16 protein-coding genes and 1 tRNA gene are annotated in these 16,731 nt (G+C 60.3%); 7 read left to right on the top strand and 10 right to left on the bottom strand.

Annotated elements, in window-relative coordinates; all coding sequences use genetic code 11:
- From HMPREF9452_RS11955 to HMPREF9452_RS05595, 4 genes are all read left to right on the top strand, one after another.
- Window positions 1-575 (top strand): hypothetical protein (locus tag HMPREF9452_RS11955; RefSeq protein WP_009141161.1); only part of this gene is annotated, 575 nt, incomplete at its 5' end.
- A gap of 229 nt (window positions 576-804) precedes the next feature.
- Complete coding sequence (locus tag HMPREF9452_RS05605; protein WP_009141160.1) at window positions 805-1,065, top strand: hypothetical protein; 261 nt, start codon at window positions 805-807, stop codon at window positions 1,063-1,065.
- A 139-nt stretch (window positions 1,066-1,204) separates the two neighbouring features.
- The gene (locus HMPREF9452_RS05600; RefSeq protein ID WP_009141159.1) at window positions 1,205-1,705 is read left to right on the top strand and encodes a helix-turn-helix transcriptional regulator; all 501 of its coding nucleotides are present in this window, start codon (window positions 1,205-1,207) and stop codon (window positions 1,703-1,705) included.
- Window positions 1,706-1,708: 3 nt separating this feature from the next.
- The gene (locus tag HMPREF9452_RS05595; RefSeq protein ID WP_009141158.1) at window positions 1,709-2,032 is read left to right on the top strand and encodes a hypothetical protein; all 324 of its coding nucleotides are present in this window, start codon (window positions 1,709-1,711) and stop codon (window positions 2,030-2,032) included.
- A gap of 2 nt (window positions 2,033-2,034) precedes the next feature.
- Here the strand turns inward: HMPREF9452_RS05595 and HMPREF9452_RS05590 are convergent, their stop codons facing one another.
- The 4 genes from HMPREF9452_RS05590 to HMPREF9452_RS05575 form a co-directional block, all read right to left on the bottom strand.
- Entirely contained in the window at window positions 2,035-3,129 is a 1,095-nt protein-coding gene (locus HMPREF9452_RS05590) for a hypothetical protein (protein ID WP_009141157.1), read from the bottom strand.
- Between the two features lie 455 nt (window positions 3,130-3,584).
- Window positions 3,585-3,660 (bottom strand) — tRNA-Arg (locus HMPREF9452_RS05585).
- A gap of 5 nt (window positions 3,661-3,665) precedes the next feature.
- Entirely contained in the window at window positions 3,666-4,037 is a 372-nt protein-coding gene (locus HMPREF9452_RS05580) for a hydrogenase maturation nickel metallochaperone HypA (protein ID WP_009141156.1), read from the bottom strand.
- An 82-nt stretch (window positions 4,038-4,119) separates the two neighbouring features.
- Entirely contained in the window at window positions 4,120-6,912 is a 2,793-nt protein-coding gene (locus tag HMPREF9452_RS05575; protein ID WP_009141155.1) for an FAD-dependent oxidoreductase, read from the bottom strand.
- Window positions 6,913-7,194: 282 nt separating this feature from the next.
- Between HMPREF9452_RS05575 and HMPREF9452_RS05570 the strand changes: the two genes are divergently transcribed.
- The 3 genes from HMPREF9452_RS05570 (at window position 7,195) to HMPREF9452_RS05560 (ending at window position 9,473) form a co-directional block, all read left to right on the top strand.
- Window positions 7,195-7,836: a TetR/AcrR family transcriptional regulator gene (locus tag HMPREF9452_RS05570; protein WP_009141154.1), complete on the top strand. Its 642-nt coding sequence runs from the start codon at window positions 7,195-7,197 to the stop codon at window positions 7,834-7,836.
- Window positions 7,837-7,934: 98 nt separating this feature from the next.
- Complete coding sequence (locus HMPREF9452_RS05565) at window positions 7,935-8,909, top strand: DUF5692 family protein (protein ID WP_009141153.1); 975 nt, start codon at window positions 7,935-7,937, stop codon at window positions 8,907-8,909.
- Window positions 8,910-9,050: 141 nt separating this feature from the next.
- Window positions 9,051-9,473: a hypothetical protein gene (locus HMPREF9452_RS05560; protein WP_009141152.1), complete on the top strand. Its 423-nt coding sequence runs from the start codon at window positions 9,051-9,053 to the stop codon at window positions 9,471-9,473.
- A 227-nt stretch (window positions 9,474-9,700) separates the two neighbouring features.
- Here the strand turns inward: HMPREF9452_RS05560 and HMPREF9452_RS05555 are convergent, their stop codons facing one another.
- The 6 genes from HMPREF9452_RS05555 to HMPREF9452_RS05530 form a co-directional block, all read right to left on the bottom strand.
- On the bottom strand, window positions 9,701-9,883 hold the full coding sequence (locus HMPREF9452_RS05555) for a hypothetical protein (protein WP_009141151.1): 183 nt from the start codon (window positions 9,881-9,883) through the stop codon (window positions 9,701-9,703).
- 185 nt (window positions 9,884-10,068) lie between these two features.
- A complete protein-coding gene (gene clpB / locus HMPREF9452_RS05550) occupies window positions 10,069-12,675 on the bottom strand; it encodes an ATP-dependent chaperone ClpB (protein ID WP_040362523.1) in 2,607 nt (868 codons plus the stop codon).
- Between the two features lie 208 nt (window positions 12,676-12,883).
- Complete coding sequence (locus HMPREF9452_RS05545) at window positions 12,884-14,482, bottom strand: ATP-binding protein (protein WP_009141149.1); 1,599 nt, start codon at window positions 14,480-14,482, stop codon at window positions 12,884-12,886.
- 112 nt (window positions 14,483-14,594) lie between these two features.
- Window positions 14,595-14,774: a DUF6019 family protein gene (locus tag HMPREF9452_RS05540; protein ID WP_009141148.1), complete on the bottom strand. Its 180-nt coding sequence runs from the start codon at window positions 14,772-14,774 to the stop codon at window positions 14,595-14,597.
- Between the two features lie 118 nt (window positions 14,775-14,892).
- Window positions 14,893-15,981, bottom strand: a complete 1,089-nt coding sequence (locus tag HMPREF9452_RS05535; RefSeq protein ID WP_009141147.1) for an ATP-binding protein — start codon at window positions 15,979-15,981, stop codon at window positions 14,893-14,895.
- Between the two features lie 308 nt (window positions 15,982-16,289).
- Window positions 16,290-16,703: a heat shock protein transcriptional repressor HspR gene (locus HMPREF9452_RS05530; RefSeq protein ID WP_009141146.1), complete on the bottom strand. Its 414-nt coding sequence runs from the start codon at window positions 16,701-16,703 to the stop codon at window positions 16,290-16,292.
- Window positions 16,704-16,731: the final 28 nt, after the last annotated feature.

Raw genomic sequence — 16,731 nt, 5'->3', positions numbered from 1 at the left:
TTGATCCCGCAGGCCGCGGTGGCCGTGGGACCGCATCACGCGACGGCTACGGCGATCGCGCCCCCTACGGCGAGCGCTCCTCTTACGGCGACCGCACCCAACCCGGCCCCCGCGCCGCGCGCGGCGACGCCGGCCGTTACGGAGCGGCCCGCTACCAGAGCGCGCAGCAGCGCGGCGGATACGCGGGCGCAGACCGCTACGGCTCCGCCGAAAGCGGCAACCCGGATGGCCGTGCCCGCAGCCGCAGCGCCTACGGGCCACGCGAACGCAGCGTCTACCCCGCCGGCTACGACCCCGATAGCCAGCCCGGATCTTCCGTAGCCGAGACCCACGGCTTCAGCGTGCGCTCGCAGCAGACCAACGGCGTCCGTCGCACCGACGGCACCGTAAGGCTTGCGCGCTCCGGCGGCGGCAGCCGCCCGGGAGTCCAGCCCTCGTCCTATCGCGGCGCCGGCGCGGAACCCGATCAAGATGACGGACAGCAGCCCAGCTACCACCACACCAACCGCTCGCGCCGTGGCGGCAGCGATACCGGTGTGGGCATGCCCCATCCGCGTGGCCGCAACGACTGGTAGGGCGTCCGCTCTCGCCCACCGACCGCCTATCGACTGCAGCCATCTGCAAGGGCGGGCGCACGAACCCAACAAACATCGAACACCATCTGAAGGGACGTTGGATTTTCCAGCGTCCCTTCTTTGTCGCTTTTTTTGTCCGTGCGAAGTGGATAATACTAGAACAGACGTTCGTTGAGAACTGCAGTTCGTATACGAGCAAGCAGACAGGTCGAACTCAGGGGAGGCATGCATGGATTACAGGGTACCGGTCGCCGTACGCCTGCGCGTCGACACAGATGGAACGGTCCAGCCCAAGACTATCGAATGGCCGGATGGACGAGAATTCGATATCGTTCGCGTGGGTGGTCGCACCCGCACGGTCGATCGCGAGAGCGGTGAGATCGGCTGGTGCTACGAGGTCACCCTCTCGCTCATGAAGCGCGACGAGGCGCGCCGACTCTATCGATTTGGACCCATCTGGTACGTCTACTGCCACTCGCGCTATAGGTAAGTGACCATGACCAGCTAATTTGCCGTATTGCCAAATGAAATGGCGCATCTTCGCTAACCGGCGCGGCGATAATATCGACAACGGGCCCGCCCTCGAACCTGGCGTTGCGCCCACTAGCCCCGCGAGAAAAGGACCGACCATGATATCTGACAAGCTCTTCGCCCTGCGCCGCCGCGCCGGCATGAGCCAGCAAGAAGTCGCGGCAGCCATAGGGGTCAGCAGGCAGACCGTTTCCAACTGGGAACAAAACCAAGGCGCCCCCGCCCTCGACAAGGCTGCCGAGCTCGCCCGCCTCTACGGCGTGAGCCTCAACGACCTTGCCAGCGATGAAGTGGACGTGGTGAGCTCCGCCGGAACGCGCGCTCAATCCGACCTCCATGTACTCGAAGCATTCGTTGGAGCCAAAGACGCGACCATCAGCCTTTCGGGTGACGAGGCGACCATCCAGCACGCCAAAATTCTTGAAGCGGGCGGTGGCTGGCTGCGCATCGCCGTCGAACGCTCGACCGCGCTGTTCGGCAACCCCAAAACCAAACGCGAGCATGTCATACGCCTTATCGATTTGGACGATGTCCTGAGCATCACCATGGCGCTAGCTGCGGCGCCATCGGCAAAAACCAGCGAGACGGAAGGAGCCTAAACGATGGAAACCTTCGGTATGATCAGCTTCGCCCTTCTCATCTACCTCATCTGCACCGTGCCCACCAAGAAGGACCTTAAACGTTTTCTAGAATCCGCAAACGGCTCTAGGGCAAACAAGTACAGGGAAGCTCTCAGCAGTCGTATGGGAACGCGATGCAGCGTCACCCTAGCAGACGCGACCATCGCAACCGAGGGCATCACCCTTACCGGCACGCTGCGCGATGTAGACGATGAATGGGCGCTCTTTGAGGTCGAGCAAAAGAAGGGCGGCGCGCGTCTCACGGCGGTCCGTCTCGACTCAATAGAATCTTTTGAAGAGAAGTAGGGCTACCCTATTGTTTCGAGCGCATCCTGGGCGCGCTCAGTCATCGTCCGCTTTCTCGCTCCCCTCCTAAACCATGTGCGTAGGTCGTCCAACGTTGATCCGGCAGCATAGACCTTGTGCTTGCGCCCGCTTTTCGCAGTCAGCATGCAGCGGTTGCCGCTATCGCTATCCTCTACGGCAGATATCTTCTTGATGTAGTCGCGACGAAACGCAACGATGCGGGCGTTGCTGATAGACACAAACCAGTCCTCGTCCTCAAGCTCCGTGCCCGTAGCTCCGTGGGCGGCCATCTCGCGTGCGAAACAGAAGCCCAACTCCCGCTCCTGCCTACCGATCAGCAACACGCCGCGCAGCGGCATACTGAGCATGCAAAGCGGCAAGACAGCCCCCAGCAAGATGAAGAGAAACGGAACCATGGCGAGCACAGCGATGTCCACGTTCGCGAAGACAGCCATAAAGATAAGGACGAGCGAGAAGACGGCCGCCATGCCGAGAAAGACGATCGTCAACGGCTTGATAGCCGCCCAGCACAGGCTCGCCTTGGTCATGGGGGCCTGAACGGCGTCGGCGACCTCTATCCCCTCTTCGGCCAAACGGATCAGCAAGTTGGAAGAACATACGCCCTCGAGGCTGACGGAGGAGAACTTTCCTTGCTCCGTGTAAAGCGCAATCGACATCATCTGCGTATGCAGCGTCGCGGCGGTGATGTGGTCAAACGTGGTGCGCTTGCGCATGCCGACTATATTACGCGCCGATATCTCCTCGCCATCGACATCGATGCGGGGCATGCTGAAAAGCGCCAACACCGCAAGAGCCGCAAGCGCCAGGCCGTGCCCCAGCCAAACCAGCTGATGGTCCCAGATCCCCAGGGAGAGGCCCTGCCAGATATAAGGGACCAGCATGATGACCTCGAACGCGATGGCGCAACCAGCCATGAGGAGACGGGGAGCCCGAGGCATGCGCACCGTGAAGCGCTCGGTGCTTTCATTCGCATCGCCGCGCTCCTTCGCGCCCACGCGTGCGACCCAAGCCGTGACGGGCCCAACGATCAGGACGATCATGGCGACGCGTAAAAATGACTCGAAAAAACCGCCCATGCAAAACCGCCTCGCTGCCGTAGGAGAGTAATTGCAGCAGACTCTACCAGAGCAGCGGGCGAGTCGGCTATGGCTTAAGGGCGCTATTCCACAAACGGATGCGAACGCAGCGTGTTCGATTCGCTTGCGGGGAAAATATTTGTACAGCAATGCGCCGTAGATGGGAGTGATTATGGCCGGTATCACCGCAGCAAGACAGAGCGAGCACCTATGCCCTCGCATGACTTGCGAGCAATTAAAAGAATTGGAGCTCGCCGCCAATTGATTCGTTGGATGAAGACGTCGCCGCGTTTTACCTCAATCACGGATTTGAACACGTGCCTGGAAGCAGCCGCCTATTTGCTCGCTTTTAGCTCCAAAGCAGCAATTTTCCATCGAGACCATGCGGTGGATGCCATGCTCAAAAAAGAAAAACGGATCGAAAGGAACACTCCCTTCGACCCGTTGCATTCTCATGGTGCCCCCGGGCGGATTCGAACCGTCGACACCCGCTTTAGGAGAGCGGTGCTCTATCCCCTGAGCTACGGAGGCACGTATCAGCTGATTTTAGCACACTCGTCCTCATCTGGAACCGCGATCTCCTTGATCATGATCTCATCGCCTTGGATAAGATAGGTGTCGCCGCTGCCGCAATTGGGACAGGTGCGCCCATGCTCCACAGTTGGATATTGGCGACCGCACGCCTCGCAGTACGTGATAGCGGGAATCTCCTCGATGGTGAGTTCCGCCCCGCGCATAAGGTCGTTTTTGTCGCAGGCCCAGCGCCAGCAATCGGAAAGATAGTCGTGCAGGATACCCGAGACCTCGCCCAGCTGCAACGTCACGCCGGAGACGCGATGGATGTTGTTTTGCGTCGCGACCTCCTCGACGCTCTCGATGATATGAAAGACGATGCCCAGCTCGTGCACGAGCGGCCTCCTTTTTGGCTGAGGGGCGGCCGCGGATGGATGACCGCAACCGCCCTGTGTACTATGCAGCGATCAGCTTTGGCTACTTGCTCTTCTTACCAAAGCGAATCTTGATCTCGCGCTTGAGCGCGTACTTGGCGAGAGTGGGCAGCTTCTTCTCGTACTTCACCATACGGCTTGCATCCGGGTGCTCGCGATGCAGGTGGATTGCATCGAACGCGCACTTGGTGGTGCACAAGCCGCAGCCGATGCACTTGTTCTCGTCCACGATGCTTGCGCCGCAGCCAAGGCAGCGAGCGGTCTCCGCACGCACCTGCTCCTCGGTAAAGGTCTCGAGGTACTCGCGGAAGGGCTCGGCCTTCTCGCGGGCGTAATTGTGCACGGCGTCGCCGCGGCTGGCGGTGTCGTAGCTGCCAAACTCGACATCGTCCTTATTGAGCTCGCGGTAGGAACGCTGGTTGCGGCCGATGGTGAGGGTGGCGTTCTGCACAAAGCGGTGCAGGGAGACGGCGGCCTCATGGCCAGCAGCGATGGCGTCGATGGCGAACTTGGGACCGGTGTAGACGTCGCCGCCCACGAAGATGTCGGGCTGGGCGGTCTGATAGGTTTTGGGGTCGGCTACGGCTCCCTGGCCGCGGCCGAGCTCCACGGCGGAGCCGGCGAGCAGGTCGCCCCACACGATGGACTGGCCGATGGAGAAGGCCACGCGGTCTGCGGAGACGGTGCGGGTCTCGCTCTCGTCATACTTCGGATCGAAGCGGCCCTCATCGTTGAAGACGCGCAGGCAGCGCTTGAAGGTGATCTCGCTCACGCGACCGTCCTCGCCGCAGCGGACCTCGACTGGGCCCCAACCGCAGGAGATGTGCACGCCGTCCTCGTTGGCCTCCATGACCTCCTCGGTGCTGGCGGGCATGTCCTCGGAGCTCTCCAGGCAGAACATCTCGACGTGCTCGGAGCCCAGGCGCGCGGCGGTACGGGCGACGTCGATGGCGACGTTGCCTCCGCCCACCACGATGGTGCGGTCATGCATGGGATCCGCGGTGCCGCCATTCTCCTGTTGCTCGGCGACGCGGCGCAGGAAGTCGACCGCCACGGACACGCCCTCGGCGTTCTCGCCGGGGATGCCGGGCAGGCGGCCGCCCTGGCAGCCGATGGCAACATAGAAGGCCTTGAAGCCCTCCTCGCGCAGCTGGTCCAGCGTGATGTCGCGGCCGACCTCGACGCCGTAGCGGAACTCGGCGCCCATCTCGCGGATGATGTCGACCTCGGCCTCGATGACGTCCTTCTCGAGCTTGTAACTGGGGATACCGTAGGTGAGCATGCCGCCGGGGCGGTTGCTCTTCTCGAACACCACGGGCTTGTAGCCCTTCTCGGCCAGGTAAAAAGCGCAGGACAGGCCGGCGGGACCGGCGCCGATGATCGCGATCTTCTCATCAAAGCCACCGCTGGTGGTGGGGGTCACCACGGGCGGAATATAGCGGGTGTCCGCATCCAGGTCGCGCTGGGCGATGAACTTCTTGACCTCGTCGATCGCGATCGCCTGGTCGACGCGGCCGCGGGTGCAGGCATCCTCGCAACGGCGGTTGCAGATGCGGCCGCAAATGGCGGGCAGCGGGTTCTCGCGCTTGATCAGGGCCAGAGCGTCGGTGTAGCGACCCTGGGCGGCGAGCTTGAGATAGCCTTGAACGGCGATGTGCGCGGGGCAGGCCGTCTTGCAGGGTGCGGTGCCGGTGTCATAGGTCTCGATGCGGTTCTTGTTGCGGTAATCCGGGCTCCACTTCTCCGGGCCCCACTTGACCTCGTCCGGAAGCTCTTGCTTGGGATACTCCGGCACCTTGCCGGTGCTCGACGCGCAGAGCTTCTGGCCAAGCTTGACGGCGCCGGCGGGGCAAACCTCGACGCAGCGACCGCACGCGACGCACTTCTCGGTCTCGGTGCGGGCAACATAGGCGGAGCGGGAGAGGTTGGGCGTGTTGAACAGCTGCGAGGTGCGCAGCGCATAGCACACGTTCACGTTGCAGTTGCAGATAGCGAAGATCTTGTCCTCGCCGTCGATGTTGGTGATCTGGTGCACAAAGCCGTTGTCCTCGGCGCGCTGCAGGATCTCGTAAACTTCGTCGCGCGTGATGTAGCGGCCGCGATCGGTCTCTACGATGTAGTCCGCCATATCGCCCACCGCGATGCACCAATCGCTGGGATCATCGCCGCAGCCCTGGCCCAAACGGGCACGGCTCATACGGCAGGAGCAGGGGCTGGCGGCGTACTTACCCTCGTACTTGTCGAGCCAATGCTCGATATGCTCAACGGACACGGACTGGTTCTCGGTCTCGATAGCCTTCTCGACGGGAATGACGTGCAGGCCGACGCCGCCGCCTCCCAGCGGAACCATAGCGGATGCCTTGGCCAGGGCGTTCTTGGAAGACTGCTCGAAGAACTTGGCCATAACGGGATGCTCGTCCAGCTGGCTCTGGCGCATGTTCATGAACACGGCGGATCCGGGCACCAGCATGGGCAAAACCCACTGCTTGGTGCGGGTGGGATTCTCCCAGTTGTACTCGAGCAGGCCGATGTAGCTCATCTCGTCCAAAAGCTTCTCAAGCGGTTCGGCATCCATGCCGGTCGCCTTGACGGCCGCCTCAAGCGTATAGGGCTTGCGCATCTTCATCTTCAGCAGCACGTCGGCCATCTCATCGGTCGCGGCGGCGTCGAACGCCCAGTACTCATACGGCAGCAGCTCATCGCGCTTGAGCATACGGTTGGTGCAGTGCTCGCACAGCGCGACGATCTTGGGACGAGGGTTTTTTGGCAGCGGCGGAACAAACTCCGCTCCGATATCGTCCTCGCGAAGCGAGACTCCGGGTCCGTTTACGATCATGTGGCTCCCTCTCTAGCGCACCGCATTCGACAGCATGCGATGCACGGTGCTGCACGGCGCGTGCAACGTACAATCCTCAACGCCGGCACGGGGCGCCAACCCCGCGGGGCCCATTCCCCAAAGCCGGTCGGGCACAAGACGTCTGCGCCACACCACCCTTAGGCCCTGCCGTAACCGTTCATCGGCTGATATTGACGCTTCGTCAAAAATAAATATTGACGGTTTGTCAACAATAATCAAGACTATATCGGCGAGATACCAACAACTTGACGGAGGCGGTACGTGGACCAGCAAGTTTCCCATGAGGAGTCAAGACGTCACGAGCGCCATGCCCACGACGACAGGCGCGAGGAGATTCTCGCGGCGGTTCGGGACGCATGCGCCGAGGAGGGCGTGAGCAGGTTCTCCGTCTCGTCCATCACCAAGCGCGTGGGATGCACCCGCTCGCTCTTCTACCACTACTTCCCCGATAAGGAGGCCGCGCTCAACGCCGCGCTGGACGACATCATCGAGTCCTTTATCGAGCGTCTGCAGGCATGGAACTCCGATCGCGAGCAAGGCGATATCGAAGGCGCCCTGGACGATGCGGTCGCGCTCATGAAGCATATAGTGCTCGACGAACGCGACCCGTCCAAGTCGCTGGCCACCGGCGGCAACGCGGCGCTCTACACCGCGTTTGTGCACCGCGTGGCGGACCGTACGGCGCGCTATATCTGCGACTCCACCGTGGTCGACTTCGCCCGCTACCACGAGGTGCGCATCGACCACGTCTACGAGACCTTTTACGTGCTCATCACCGGCCTGGTCATGTACATCCGCACGCATCCGGACGCGCCGGACGACCTCATCAAGGACATAGTCGCCAGCACGCTCCACATCGAGGGATACACCGAGAAATACAAAGATCGTCGCCCCGAGCGCTAGGCGCATCGCCCACGCTCAAGGCTCGATATATGGACATCGTCTTTGGATCAAAGGGATCGCCTTTCCTCGTCCAAAGACAAAAAGAAGGGAGTTTGTCCATGTTGTTCCAGGTATATGGCGAGACCGCCATGTTCCAGTGGCTGGGTTGGGTCGCGGTATTCGCGTGCCTGATCCTGGCCAACGAGGTCGCACGCCGCTCTAAGGCCGGAGGCATTTTCTGCTTCCTGGCGCTGCCCGCCGCGCTGACCGTCTATTTCATCAGCATCTACGTGTGCGCCGGCATGGGCATGGAGTGGGCGCTTAACAACCCCACTTACGTGCACATGAACAGTTGGTTCCACTACGCCAAGCTTTACGCCGCCACGGCGGGCTGCATTGGCTTCATGATGCTCAAGTACCGCTGGGGCAAGCTGGGCAAGGCCGAGTGGTTTAAGGCGTTCCCGTTCGCCATCGTCGCCATCAACATCCTGATCGCCGTGGTCTCCGACTTTGAGAGCGCCTTCCGCGCCTTTGGCACCACCTGGGTCTCCTCTGAGGGCGTCACCCTTATGGGCGGTTGGCACAACGTCTTCAACGGCATCGCCGGCCTGATCAACATCTTCTGCATGACCGGCTGGTGGGGCATCTACGTCTCCAAGAAGAAGGACGACATGCTTTGGCCGGATATGACCTGGGTCTTCATCATCGCCTACGACCTGTGGAACTTCTGCTACACCTACAACTGCCTGCCCACCCACGCCTGGTACTGCGGTCTGGCGCTGCTGCTGGCCCCCACCGTGGCCAACTTCTTCTGGAACAAGGGCGGCTGGATTCAGAACCGCGCGAACACCCTTGCCCTGTGGTGCATGTTCGCCCAGGTATTCCCCATGTTCCAGGACTACAGCGTGTTCTCCGTCGACTCCGTCAACAACCCGCAGATCAACCTGGTTGTCTCCGTCATCGCGCTGGTCGCCAACGTTCTCGCCCTGGGCTACATCATCTACCGCTCCAAGAAGCTGGGTGTGAACCCCTACAAGCACGAGGTCTTCCGCGGCACCCGCGACTTCGAGCAGGCAATGGCCCGCGCGGAGTAGCGCCCACGGCGATACCCAACCGCACGTTCGCCCGAGCGCTTGGCATGAGCTGGAGTTATGCCAGGCAAAACGGGTATAGTAACAGGCGGCTCGCAGATTTGCGGGTCGCCTTTTTGTATACCTCGCCTATGGGAGTCACGCATGTCGCAAAACAGAAAGCTGCTGAAGGTATTCAGCCTCATCCAAGTCCTTGTCGCCGTATTCGCCCTGGTGCTGGGCTTTGTAACCATCGGTAGCTCCGAAGCTGCAGCGGGCACCACCGTCGACGTCTTTGGCATGCAGCTCGAAGGCGGCATGTGGACTATGCTCTGCGGCGGGCTCTCCATCGCCACCGGCGTTCTTACCTTTATCTCAGCCGCGCTGGGCATCCGCGGAGCCAACCGCCCCAGCTCTTTGGGCGGGCATGCCCCGGCGAGCGTTTTGGCCGCGGTCTGCGGCGTCGCATCCGTTGTTCTGGCGATCTCTGGCGGCCTGCTTACCTGGATCGTCACGGCGGCTGCAGCCGTTCTGGCAGCTCTCGCCGCCATTTTCGATGGCCGCGTTCGCAAGGAGCTCGACCGCTAACGCGGCGGAGCGTCCTGGTTGCCATAGAAACTGAAAACGGGAGGCAGTCCATAGGGGCCGCCTCCCGTTTTTATGCCTCGATTCGCAGCGATCCGCCCGCGCGGCGCACCCCGGAAACCCTCCACCTGTGCAAAAGCAAGGGGGCAGTCACGAGGACCGGAAGATTCCTGAGTGAAAAGCAGGCGCCTAGCCCAAAGAGGCTCCGCCTTGGAGAGTAGTAAGGTCCTTTACGCCCATGGGTCGTGCTGAAACAGAGGCTCCTTGGCGGGACGACGGTCGGAATAGGGATCGTAGCCGTCGTCATCTTCGTTCTCCACACGCACAAACGGATCGCGAGAAGCCGTCTTGCGTTCGCGGCGCAGCTTCTCCTCGAGCGCGCGTTTAATCTCTTCTTCAGAGCTCTTCTTCATGGCGATTCCTTCCGTTTCCTTCGCCACCATTATACGAATCAGACATAGGCCCTCATCGCGCACGCAAGCTTTCTAAAGAAGCATCCGTACCGGCAGCATAAAAAAAGGGAGCCGGGACTCAATGCCCCAGCTCCCCTAGCGTCTCTACTTATTTAGCGCCCTTATCGATGCCCTCCGGCAGCGCGCTACTCGACTTCGTACGTCACATTCTCCGCGTCGGCGACAACAAAGTTGTTCTCCGCATCCACGTCCACCGTGACCTCGTCACCCTCGCGCACGCGACCATCGATGATAGCGCGCGCGATCGCGTCGACCACCTCGCGCTGGATCAGGCGCTTGAGCGGGCGGGCGCCGAAGACCGGGTCCAGGCCGCCCACAGCGAGCATCTGCTTGGCCGCCGGGCTGATAACCAGCGTCATGCGCTCCTTGGCAAGGCGACGGCGAACGTCTGCCAGCTGGATGTCCACGATCTTCTCGATCTGGGCCATACCGAGCGGATGGAAGACCACGATGTCGTCGATACGGTTCAGGAACTCGGGCCTGAACGTATGACTCATAGCCTCGTCCACCTGGCGGCGCATCTCCTCATCATCCCTGCCCGCGTACTCGGCGATCGCCGTCGAGCCCACATTGCTGGTCATGATGATGATCGTGTTCTTGAAGCTCACCTGACGGCCCTGGCCATCGGTCAAGCGACCGTCGTCCAGCACCTGCAGCAGCACGTTGAACACGTCCGGATGCGCCTTCTCCATCTCGTCCAGCAAGATGACGGAGTAGGGCCTGCGGCGCACCGCCTCGGTAAGCTGTCCGCCCTCGTCGTAACCCACGTATCCCGGAGGAGCGCCGATGAGGCGCTGCACGCTGAATTTCTCCATGTACTCGGACATATCGATGCGAACCAGCGCGCGCTCGTCGTCAAACAGGCACTCGGCCAGCGCCTTGGCAAGCTCGGTCTTGCCCACGCCGGTGGGGCCAAGGAAGAAGAAGCTACCGATGGGGCGATCGGGGTCGGAAAGGCCCGCGCGGCTACGGCGGACGGCTGCGGCGACGGCGGACACGGCCTCATCCTGGCCGATAACGCGCTTGTGCAGCTCATCCTCAAGGGTCTTGAGCTTATCCAGCTCGCCCTGCAGCATCTTGGACACGGGCACGCCGGTCCACGCGGACACGACCTCGGCGATCTCGTCAGAAGTCACTTGCTCGTTCAAGCCCTCGCCGGAGGCCTTTTGCGCCTCGAGCCCCGCCTCCGCATCGACGATCTCGCGCTCGAGCGAAGGGATCACGGAGTAGCGCAGCTCACCGGCGCGCTCGAAGTTGCCGTCGCGCGTCACTCGCTCAAGCTCGCCCTTGGCGTCATCGATGCGGCTCTTGAGATCCTGCACGTGGTCGATGGCGTTCTTCTGGTTCAGCCAGCCGGCCTTCTGCACGTTCAGCTTCTCTTGGACCTCGGCGATTTCCTGGCGCAGGGTCTCAAGGCGCTCCTTCGAAGCGTCGTCGGACTCCTTCATGAGGGCCTGCTCCTCGATCTGCATCTGGGTGAGCTGACGGGTGATGGCGTCGATTTCCACCGGCATGGAATCAAGCTCCATGCGCAGGCGGCTTGCGGCCTCGTCCACCAGGTCGATGGCCTTATCGGGCAGGAAACGGTCGGCGATGTAGCGATCCGAAAGGTCCGCCGCCGCCACCAGGGCGCCGTCCGTGATGTGCACGCCGTGGAAGATCTCGTACTTCTCCTTAAGGCCGCGCAGAATCGAGATGGTGTCCTCCACGGTAGGCTCGCTGACCATAACCTGCTGGAAACGACGGGCCAGCGCCGCGTCCTTCTCGATGTACTTGCGATACTCGTCCAGCGTGGTAGCGCCAATGGCATGTAGGTCGCCGCGGGCAAGAGCAGGCTTCAAGATGTTGCCGGCGTCCATGGAACCTTCGGTCGCGCCCGCGCCCACAATAGTATGCAGCTCGTCGATGAACAGAATCACGCGGCCGTCGGACTTCTGCACCTCCTTGAGCACGGCCTTGAGACGGTCCTCGAACTCGCCACGGTACTTGGCGCCGGCCACCAGCGCGCTCATGTCGAGCTCGATGATGTCGCGATCGCGCAGCGTGCTGGGTACGTCGCCGGCGACGATGCGCTGGGCGATACCCTCCACGATGGCGGTCTTGCCCACGCCCGGCTCGCCGATGAGCACGGGGTTGTTCTTGGTACGGCGGCTGAGCACCTGGATGGTGCGACGGATTTCCTCGGTACGGCCAATGACCGGGTCGAGCTTGCCTGCGCGCGCCAAGTCGCAGACGTTGCGGCCGTACTGCTCCAGCGCCTCGAACTGCATCTTGTCATCTTCGCTGGTCACGCGATCGTCGCCGCGCAGCTCCGTGTAGACCTCCTCGATGCGGTCGCGCGTCACGCCGGCCTGCGACAAAATCTGCCCCGCCTGGCCCTTGTCCTCGGCCAGCGCCATAAGCAGGTGTTCGGTCACCACAAAGTTGTCCTCCATCTTGGAGGCAAACTTCTCGGCCTTGTTCAAAACGCGCGTCAGCTCGTTGGAAAGCCCGATCTGAGCCTCGCCGCTCACCTTGGGCGCGCTGTCAACAGCCTGCTGCGTCGCGCGAGCAAGCTGCTTGGGATCGGCGCCGATGCGCTCGATAATGACCGAGATGTTGCGCTCGCCGCTGCTGAGCAGCGCGCTCAGCAGATGGATGGGCTCCACCGCGCCGGCGTTCGCGTCGCCCGCGATACCAATTGCCGTCTGCAGCGCTTCCTTGGAGGTCATCGCCAGCTTGTCGATCCTCATATTCATCACCTCTCCTGGGTTGCGCACGCCAGCGCCCCAGGCTTGCGGCCCTTAGCGCCGTTGCGCGCGAGCCACCCTACGGGGCGGCTCATCGTTTAATCGAGGCTATTGTTTCCGACCAAGCCGATTTCTAAACACAAATCTAAGTCTTCATATATAAGATTTCTTAAGCGCGAAGACTCTATGTCACAACGGCAGGCATTCGCCCTTAGCGTGGAGTAACAGAGGCGGCCTCCTGGATAATCCATCCCTCTTCTATGGTCTGTTCCTTGGAAGAGAAGTTAACGCCAACTTTTACCAATCTGCTATCCAGCGCTTCATAGGGGATAAGATAACCGCGCTCGTCAATCTGCCGCAGAGCTTCGCCCGCGGATCCATCGTATTTAAATTCCATTACATACGTGCTGCCCTGGTGTTGGACCACCGCGTCTACGCGACCCGTCTCCGTCTTAACTTCAGAATCAATTTGAATTCCAAGCAGACGGAAGATGAGATAGAACTTGAGCTGAAACCCTTTCTCATCACGTGAACCCAAATCATAGGGAATGCTCGCCAAAAACGATCGCATCGCTCTAAGCGCGCCGTCCATGTCGCCCTTGTCCAACCGGCCTACAATGGCATCCACTAAACCATACTGAGGAGAGAGCATGTTTACCCCCTCCTGCTCACCCAAGTAAAGAAGCAGATTCTCGCACAAGCCAATGCGTACTTCATCGTTGGGAATTCCAAGCGTATACGCGCAGCTCCGCGCGTCATACGCCTTAATGGTAAGGTAGCCAGACTGATACAGCAGCGGGATGGGCGAAACCAGCCGCTCCGTCGGCGCATCGAACTCCGATGCGCGGGCGCGGCATGACTCAAGCTCTGGCAACGTCACGTGCGCGCCCTGCAACGTCCTAAGCAGGTACGTTGGAGTGCCAGAAGCAAACCATGATGATTGCAGAGCCTGATCATCAAAAGCGCTAAGCAAGCTAAACGGATTGTAGATATCGGGAGAGGGCTCGCAGAAGTGATAGCCGTCATAGCGGCGCTTGAGAGCCGCGAACGTCTCGTCATAACCCATGTCAAGCGCCCGACCCAGCTGACAAATATCCTCGCCAAACTGATTCGAAAGCTCCTCTTCCGTAATGCCGCATAGAGAAGCGAACGCTGGATTCATGCTGATGTTTTTAAGATTGTTAAGCTCAGAGAAGATGGAGAGCTGGCTAAACTTGGTAATGCCCGTCAAGAACACAAAGCGAAGATGCCGTTCCAGCGATTTAAGCGGAGCATAAAAGCCCCGCATAATCTCGCGAACCTCTTTGAGCGTCGCCTCGTCATCCATAACGGCAAGCATGGGGGCGTCATACTCGTCCACAAGCACAACGACCTCTTTACCCGTTTGCTCATGCGCGCGCGTGATCATCGCGCTAAGTCGAGATCCGGGTAGCCTGTAAGTTGCCTCTTGTCCTAGCAGAGCCTCCTGATCTCGCAGGACGGCATCGAGCTGCTCCTCAAGCTCTTGAACGTTTCGCGCCTTGATGCTGCTCAGGTCGATGTGAATGACGGAAAACGACTCCCAGCTGCGCTCAAGCCCCTCTATAGCAAGCCCCTCAAAGAGCTCTTTACGCCCCTGAAAATATGCTTCAAGCGTAGAGACAAGGAGCGTCTTTCCAAAGCGGCGTGGTCGGCTAAGGAACACAGACTTGCTGTTGCCATTGGCGAGCCGCCACACCAGATCAGTCTTGTCCACATATCGATAACCCTCGGCGCGAATGGTGTCGAACCGCTGGATACCTACAGGATATTTATGATTGATCTGCTGCATCTTGGCAAACCTCCTCTTTCCCAGTATACCAACGGTATAACAAGCTTTTGACGCTTATGGCACGTCGCCGCGCCCCACTTCAAGCCCCACTTTAAGCCGCATGAAGAGCACCTTACTGCTCTCTATGCGCAGCGCGCTCCATATCAAGATCGCGCATAGCCTCCTTCACGCCGTTTTTGACCGCCGCTTTGATGAGGAAGTAGCTCACCACAAACGCCAGCACTATGGGGACGATGAGCAGCAGCGCCCACGTCAGCGCCAACACGGTCTCCGTTACGCCAAAGCCGGACATAGCTCCCCCAATCTTTTACGGTGGACATACCAGCGGTGTACCCAGAAGATTGCGCAAGTTGCAGCAAGGAGCCAACGGCATCCGCCACGCGCCAAAATACAGCGCTCAAAACTATGAGCTACAGCTCCTCGCGAAGATAGCTGTCAAACCCGGGAATGTCGAACCACACGCGACCTCGCCCGCGCTCTCCAATCACGCCCTGGTCAATAAGGCGCAAGCGGTATTGAGATGCGTAGCTCGAGCTCACGCCCATGCGCCGAGCCACGTCCGCCATTCTGCTTCCGCCTTCATCTTCCAGCATCGCCTGAAGAAAATCGATATCTTTTGCCGAAAGGTCTCGCAACGTGCTGCGATACACGCCGTCCCTCATGTCGTAGCCAGCAACCTCGATTCCACGCGCCACGGCGTCGGCATCGATAGCTCCGCCATCCTCGCTGGACTCCCAGGTATGAAAACCCACCAACTGCATCATGTAGGGAAAGCCGCTGGACGCTTTTACAGCAAGATCAAGCGCTTCCCGCTCGATGCTCCTGCCACCGCCTTCTACCGTCTGCCGAATCGCAAACGCCATGTCGGCATCAGAGATGCGTCCCAAGCGATACTGCTTTGCCCTGCGCAAGAAGGAGGCAGATTTGTTAGACAGCAAGCTCGATACGTTGTTTGGCAACCCAGCCATCAGTAGGGCGACGCTGCGTCCCTCCCTCACAAAGTGCTGGTATACAGCTGCAAACTGAATCATCTCATCAAGATCGGACGTGACCTCGTCCACGGTAATCAACAAGCCCGTGCCCTGCGACTCCAAGGTATCCAAAACACGATACATCCTTGTTCGCCAGTTGCCCTCGGGCTCGTCCGGCAGCTCCCATGTGGCCCCAACTGCGCTTCCTATTGTCAGCCCGGTCAGCCTAGCGCCTTTGCCATCGTTTAGAATATCCGAGGCCTGCGCAACAGCGCGTTGGTATATATCTTCAAGCATTCCCGAAAGAGCCGTTACGCTAACGCACGCCCACCCGCGTTCCTGCGCAATACCTGGAATGATATTGAGCAGCGCGGTTTTACCCGTGCCTCGTGCACCGACAACAATTGAATTCAAGCGCGGATCGCCCGTTCCGTTTTCATAGCCGCGCCGCATGCCCTCGATGATGTCTCGGCGACCAGCAAGAACAAGCGGCTCGCTGCCAAAACTTGGAGTAAAGGGGTTCTTCAACGCAACCAGTCCCTTCTATCGCTCACCTTTGTTCGTTCGTTCTCGCCCTCGTCCCCTTGGATCCTTTTAGCAAGTTTTAGTTTCTTTTAGCAAGTTTTAGCATATCAGATTTCTTTTAGCAAGTTTTAGTTTCTTTTAGCAAGTTTTAGCAAACAGGTGCCTGCCAATCTGGCGCATGCATATGTGGACGAAGAAATCTGGATGAGAATCATCAAAACGCGAAAGGGCGCCCGGCGTGCAGCCAAGCGCCCTTTGTTGTTCAGTTACCGCCACCCATAAAGGCAGCCATATTTGCGACAAGCAAGCCCCTACAGCGAGCCGCCGCCCAGAAGGCCGCGCAGCACCTGTTCCGGATTCGCGCTGCCGTCGCGCGGAGCCAAGGCCGTGATGCGCTTCTGCATCTTCAGCTCATGTAACTCGTCCTGCGCGCGGCGCAGCTGCTCGCGCAGTTTCTCGTTCTCGCGCTCGCGCTCTTCCGCCCGCTCCTTCATGTCGAGGATGCGAACCACGCCGGCAAGGTTGATGCCCTCGTCCGTAAGCTGGTTGATAAGCTCCAGGCGCTCGATATCGCTTTGCGAGTACAGGCGGGTGTTGCCGCCCGAGCGCTTGGGATTGACCAGGCCCTTGGACTCGTAGACGCGCAGGGTCTGCGGGTGCATGCCCGTGAGCTCAGCGGCCACACTGATCATATACAGCGGCTTGTCGCGTCCATCTTGGGACATTGTTAACTCCTCACCCTAGGCGTGCTGG

Origin of the sequence: Collinsella tanakaei YIT 12063, from assembly GCF_000225705.1 — a bacterium.
GTDB lineage: Bacteria > Actinomycetota > Coriobacteriia > Coriobacteriales > Coriobacteriaceae > Collinsella > Collinsella tanakaei.
This window is presented reverse-complemented; position numbering and strand designations above follow the sequence as displayed.

What these genes read in the sequence shown, in the direction of transcription:
- HMPREF9452_RS05605 (WP_009141160.1), top strand. Translation starts at nt 805, where the DNA reads ATGGATTACAGGGTACCGGTCGCCGTACGCCTGCGCGTCGACACAGAT.
- HMPREF9452_RS05600 (WP_009141159.1), top strand. Translation starts at nt 1,205, where the DNA reads ATGATATCTGACAAGCTCTTCGCCCTGCGCCGCCGCGCCGGCATGAGC.
- HMPREF9452_RS05595 (WP_009141158.1), top strand. Translation starts at nt 1,709, where the DNA reads ATGGAAACCTTCGGTATGATCAGCTTCGCCCTTCTCATCTACCTCATC.
- HMPREF9452_RS05590 (WP_009141157.1), bottom strand. Translation starts at nt 3,129, where the DNA reads ATGGGCGGTTTTTTCGAGTCATTTTTACGCGTCGCCATGATCGTCCTG.
- HMPREF9452_RS05575 (WP_009141155.1), bottom strand. Translation starts at nt 6,912, where the DNA reads ATGATCGTAAACGGACCCGGAGTCTCGCTTCGCGAGGACGATATCGGA.
- HMPREF9452_RS05565 (WP_009141153.1), top strand. Translation starts at nt 7,935, where the DNA reads ATGTTGTTCCAGGTATATGGCGAGACCGCCATGTTCCAGTGGCTGGGT.
- HMPREF9452_RS05560 (WP_009141152.1), top strand. Translation starts at nt 9,051, where the DNA reads ATGTCGCAAAACAGAAAGCTGCTGAAGGTATTCAGCCTCATCCAAGTC.
- HMPREF9452_RS05555 (WP_009141151.1), bottom strand. Translation starts at nt 9,883, where the DNA reads ATGAAGAAGAGCTCTGAAGAAGAGATTAAACGCGCGCTCGAGGAGAAG.
- clpB (WP_040362523.1), bottom strand. Translation starts at nt 12,675, where the DNA reads ATGAGGATCGACAAGCTGGCGATGACCTCCAAGGAAGCGCTGCAGACG.
- HMPREF9452_RS05545 (WP_009141149.1), bottom strand. Translation starts at nt 14,482, where the DNA reads ATGCAGCAGATCAATCATAAATATCCTGTAGGTATCCAGCGGTTCGAC.
- HMPREF9452_RS05540 (WP_009141148.1), bottom strand. Translation starts at nt 14,774, where the DNA reads ATGTCCGGCTTTGGCGTAACGGAGACCGTGTTGGCGCTGACGTGGGCG.
- HMPREF9452_RS05530 (WP_009141146.1), bottom strand. Translation starts at nt 16,703, where the DNA reads ATGTCCCAAGATGGACGCGACAAGCCGCTGTATATGATCAGTGTGGCC.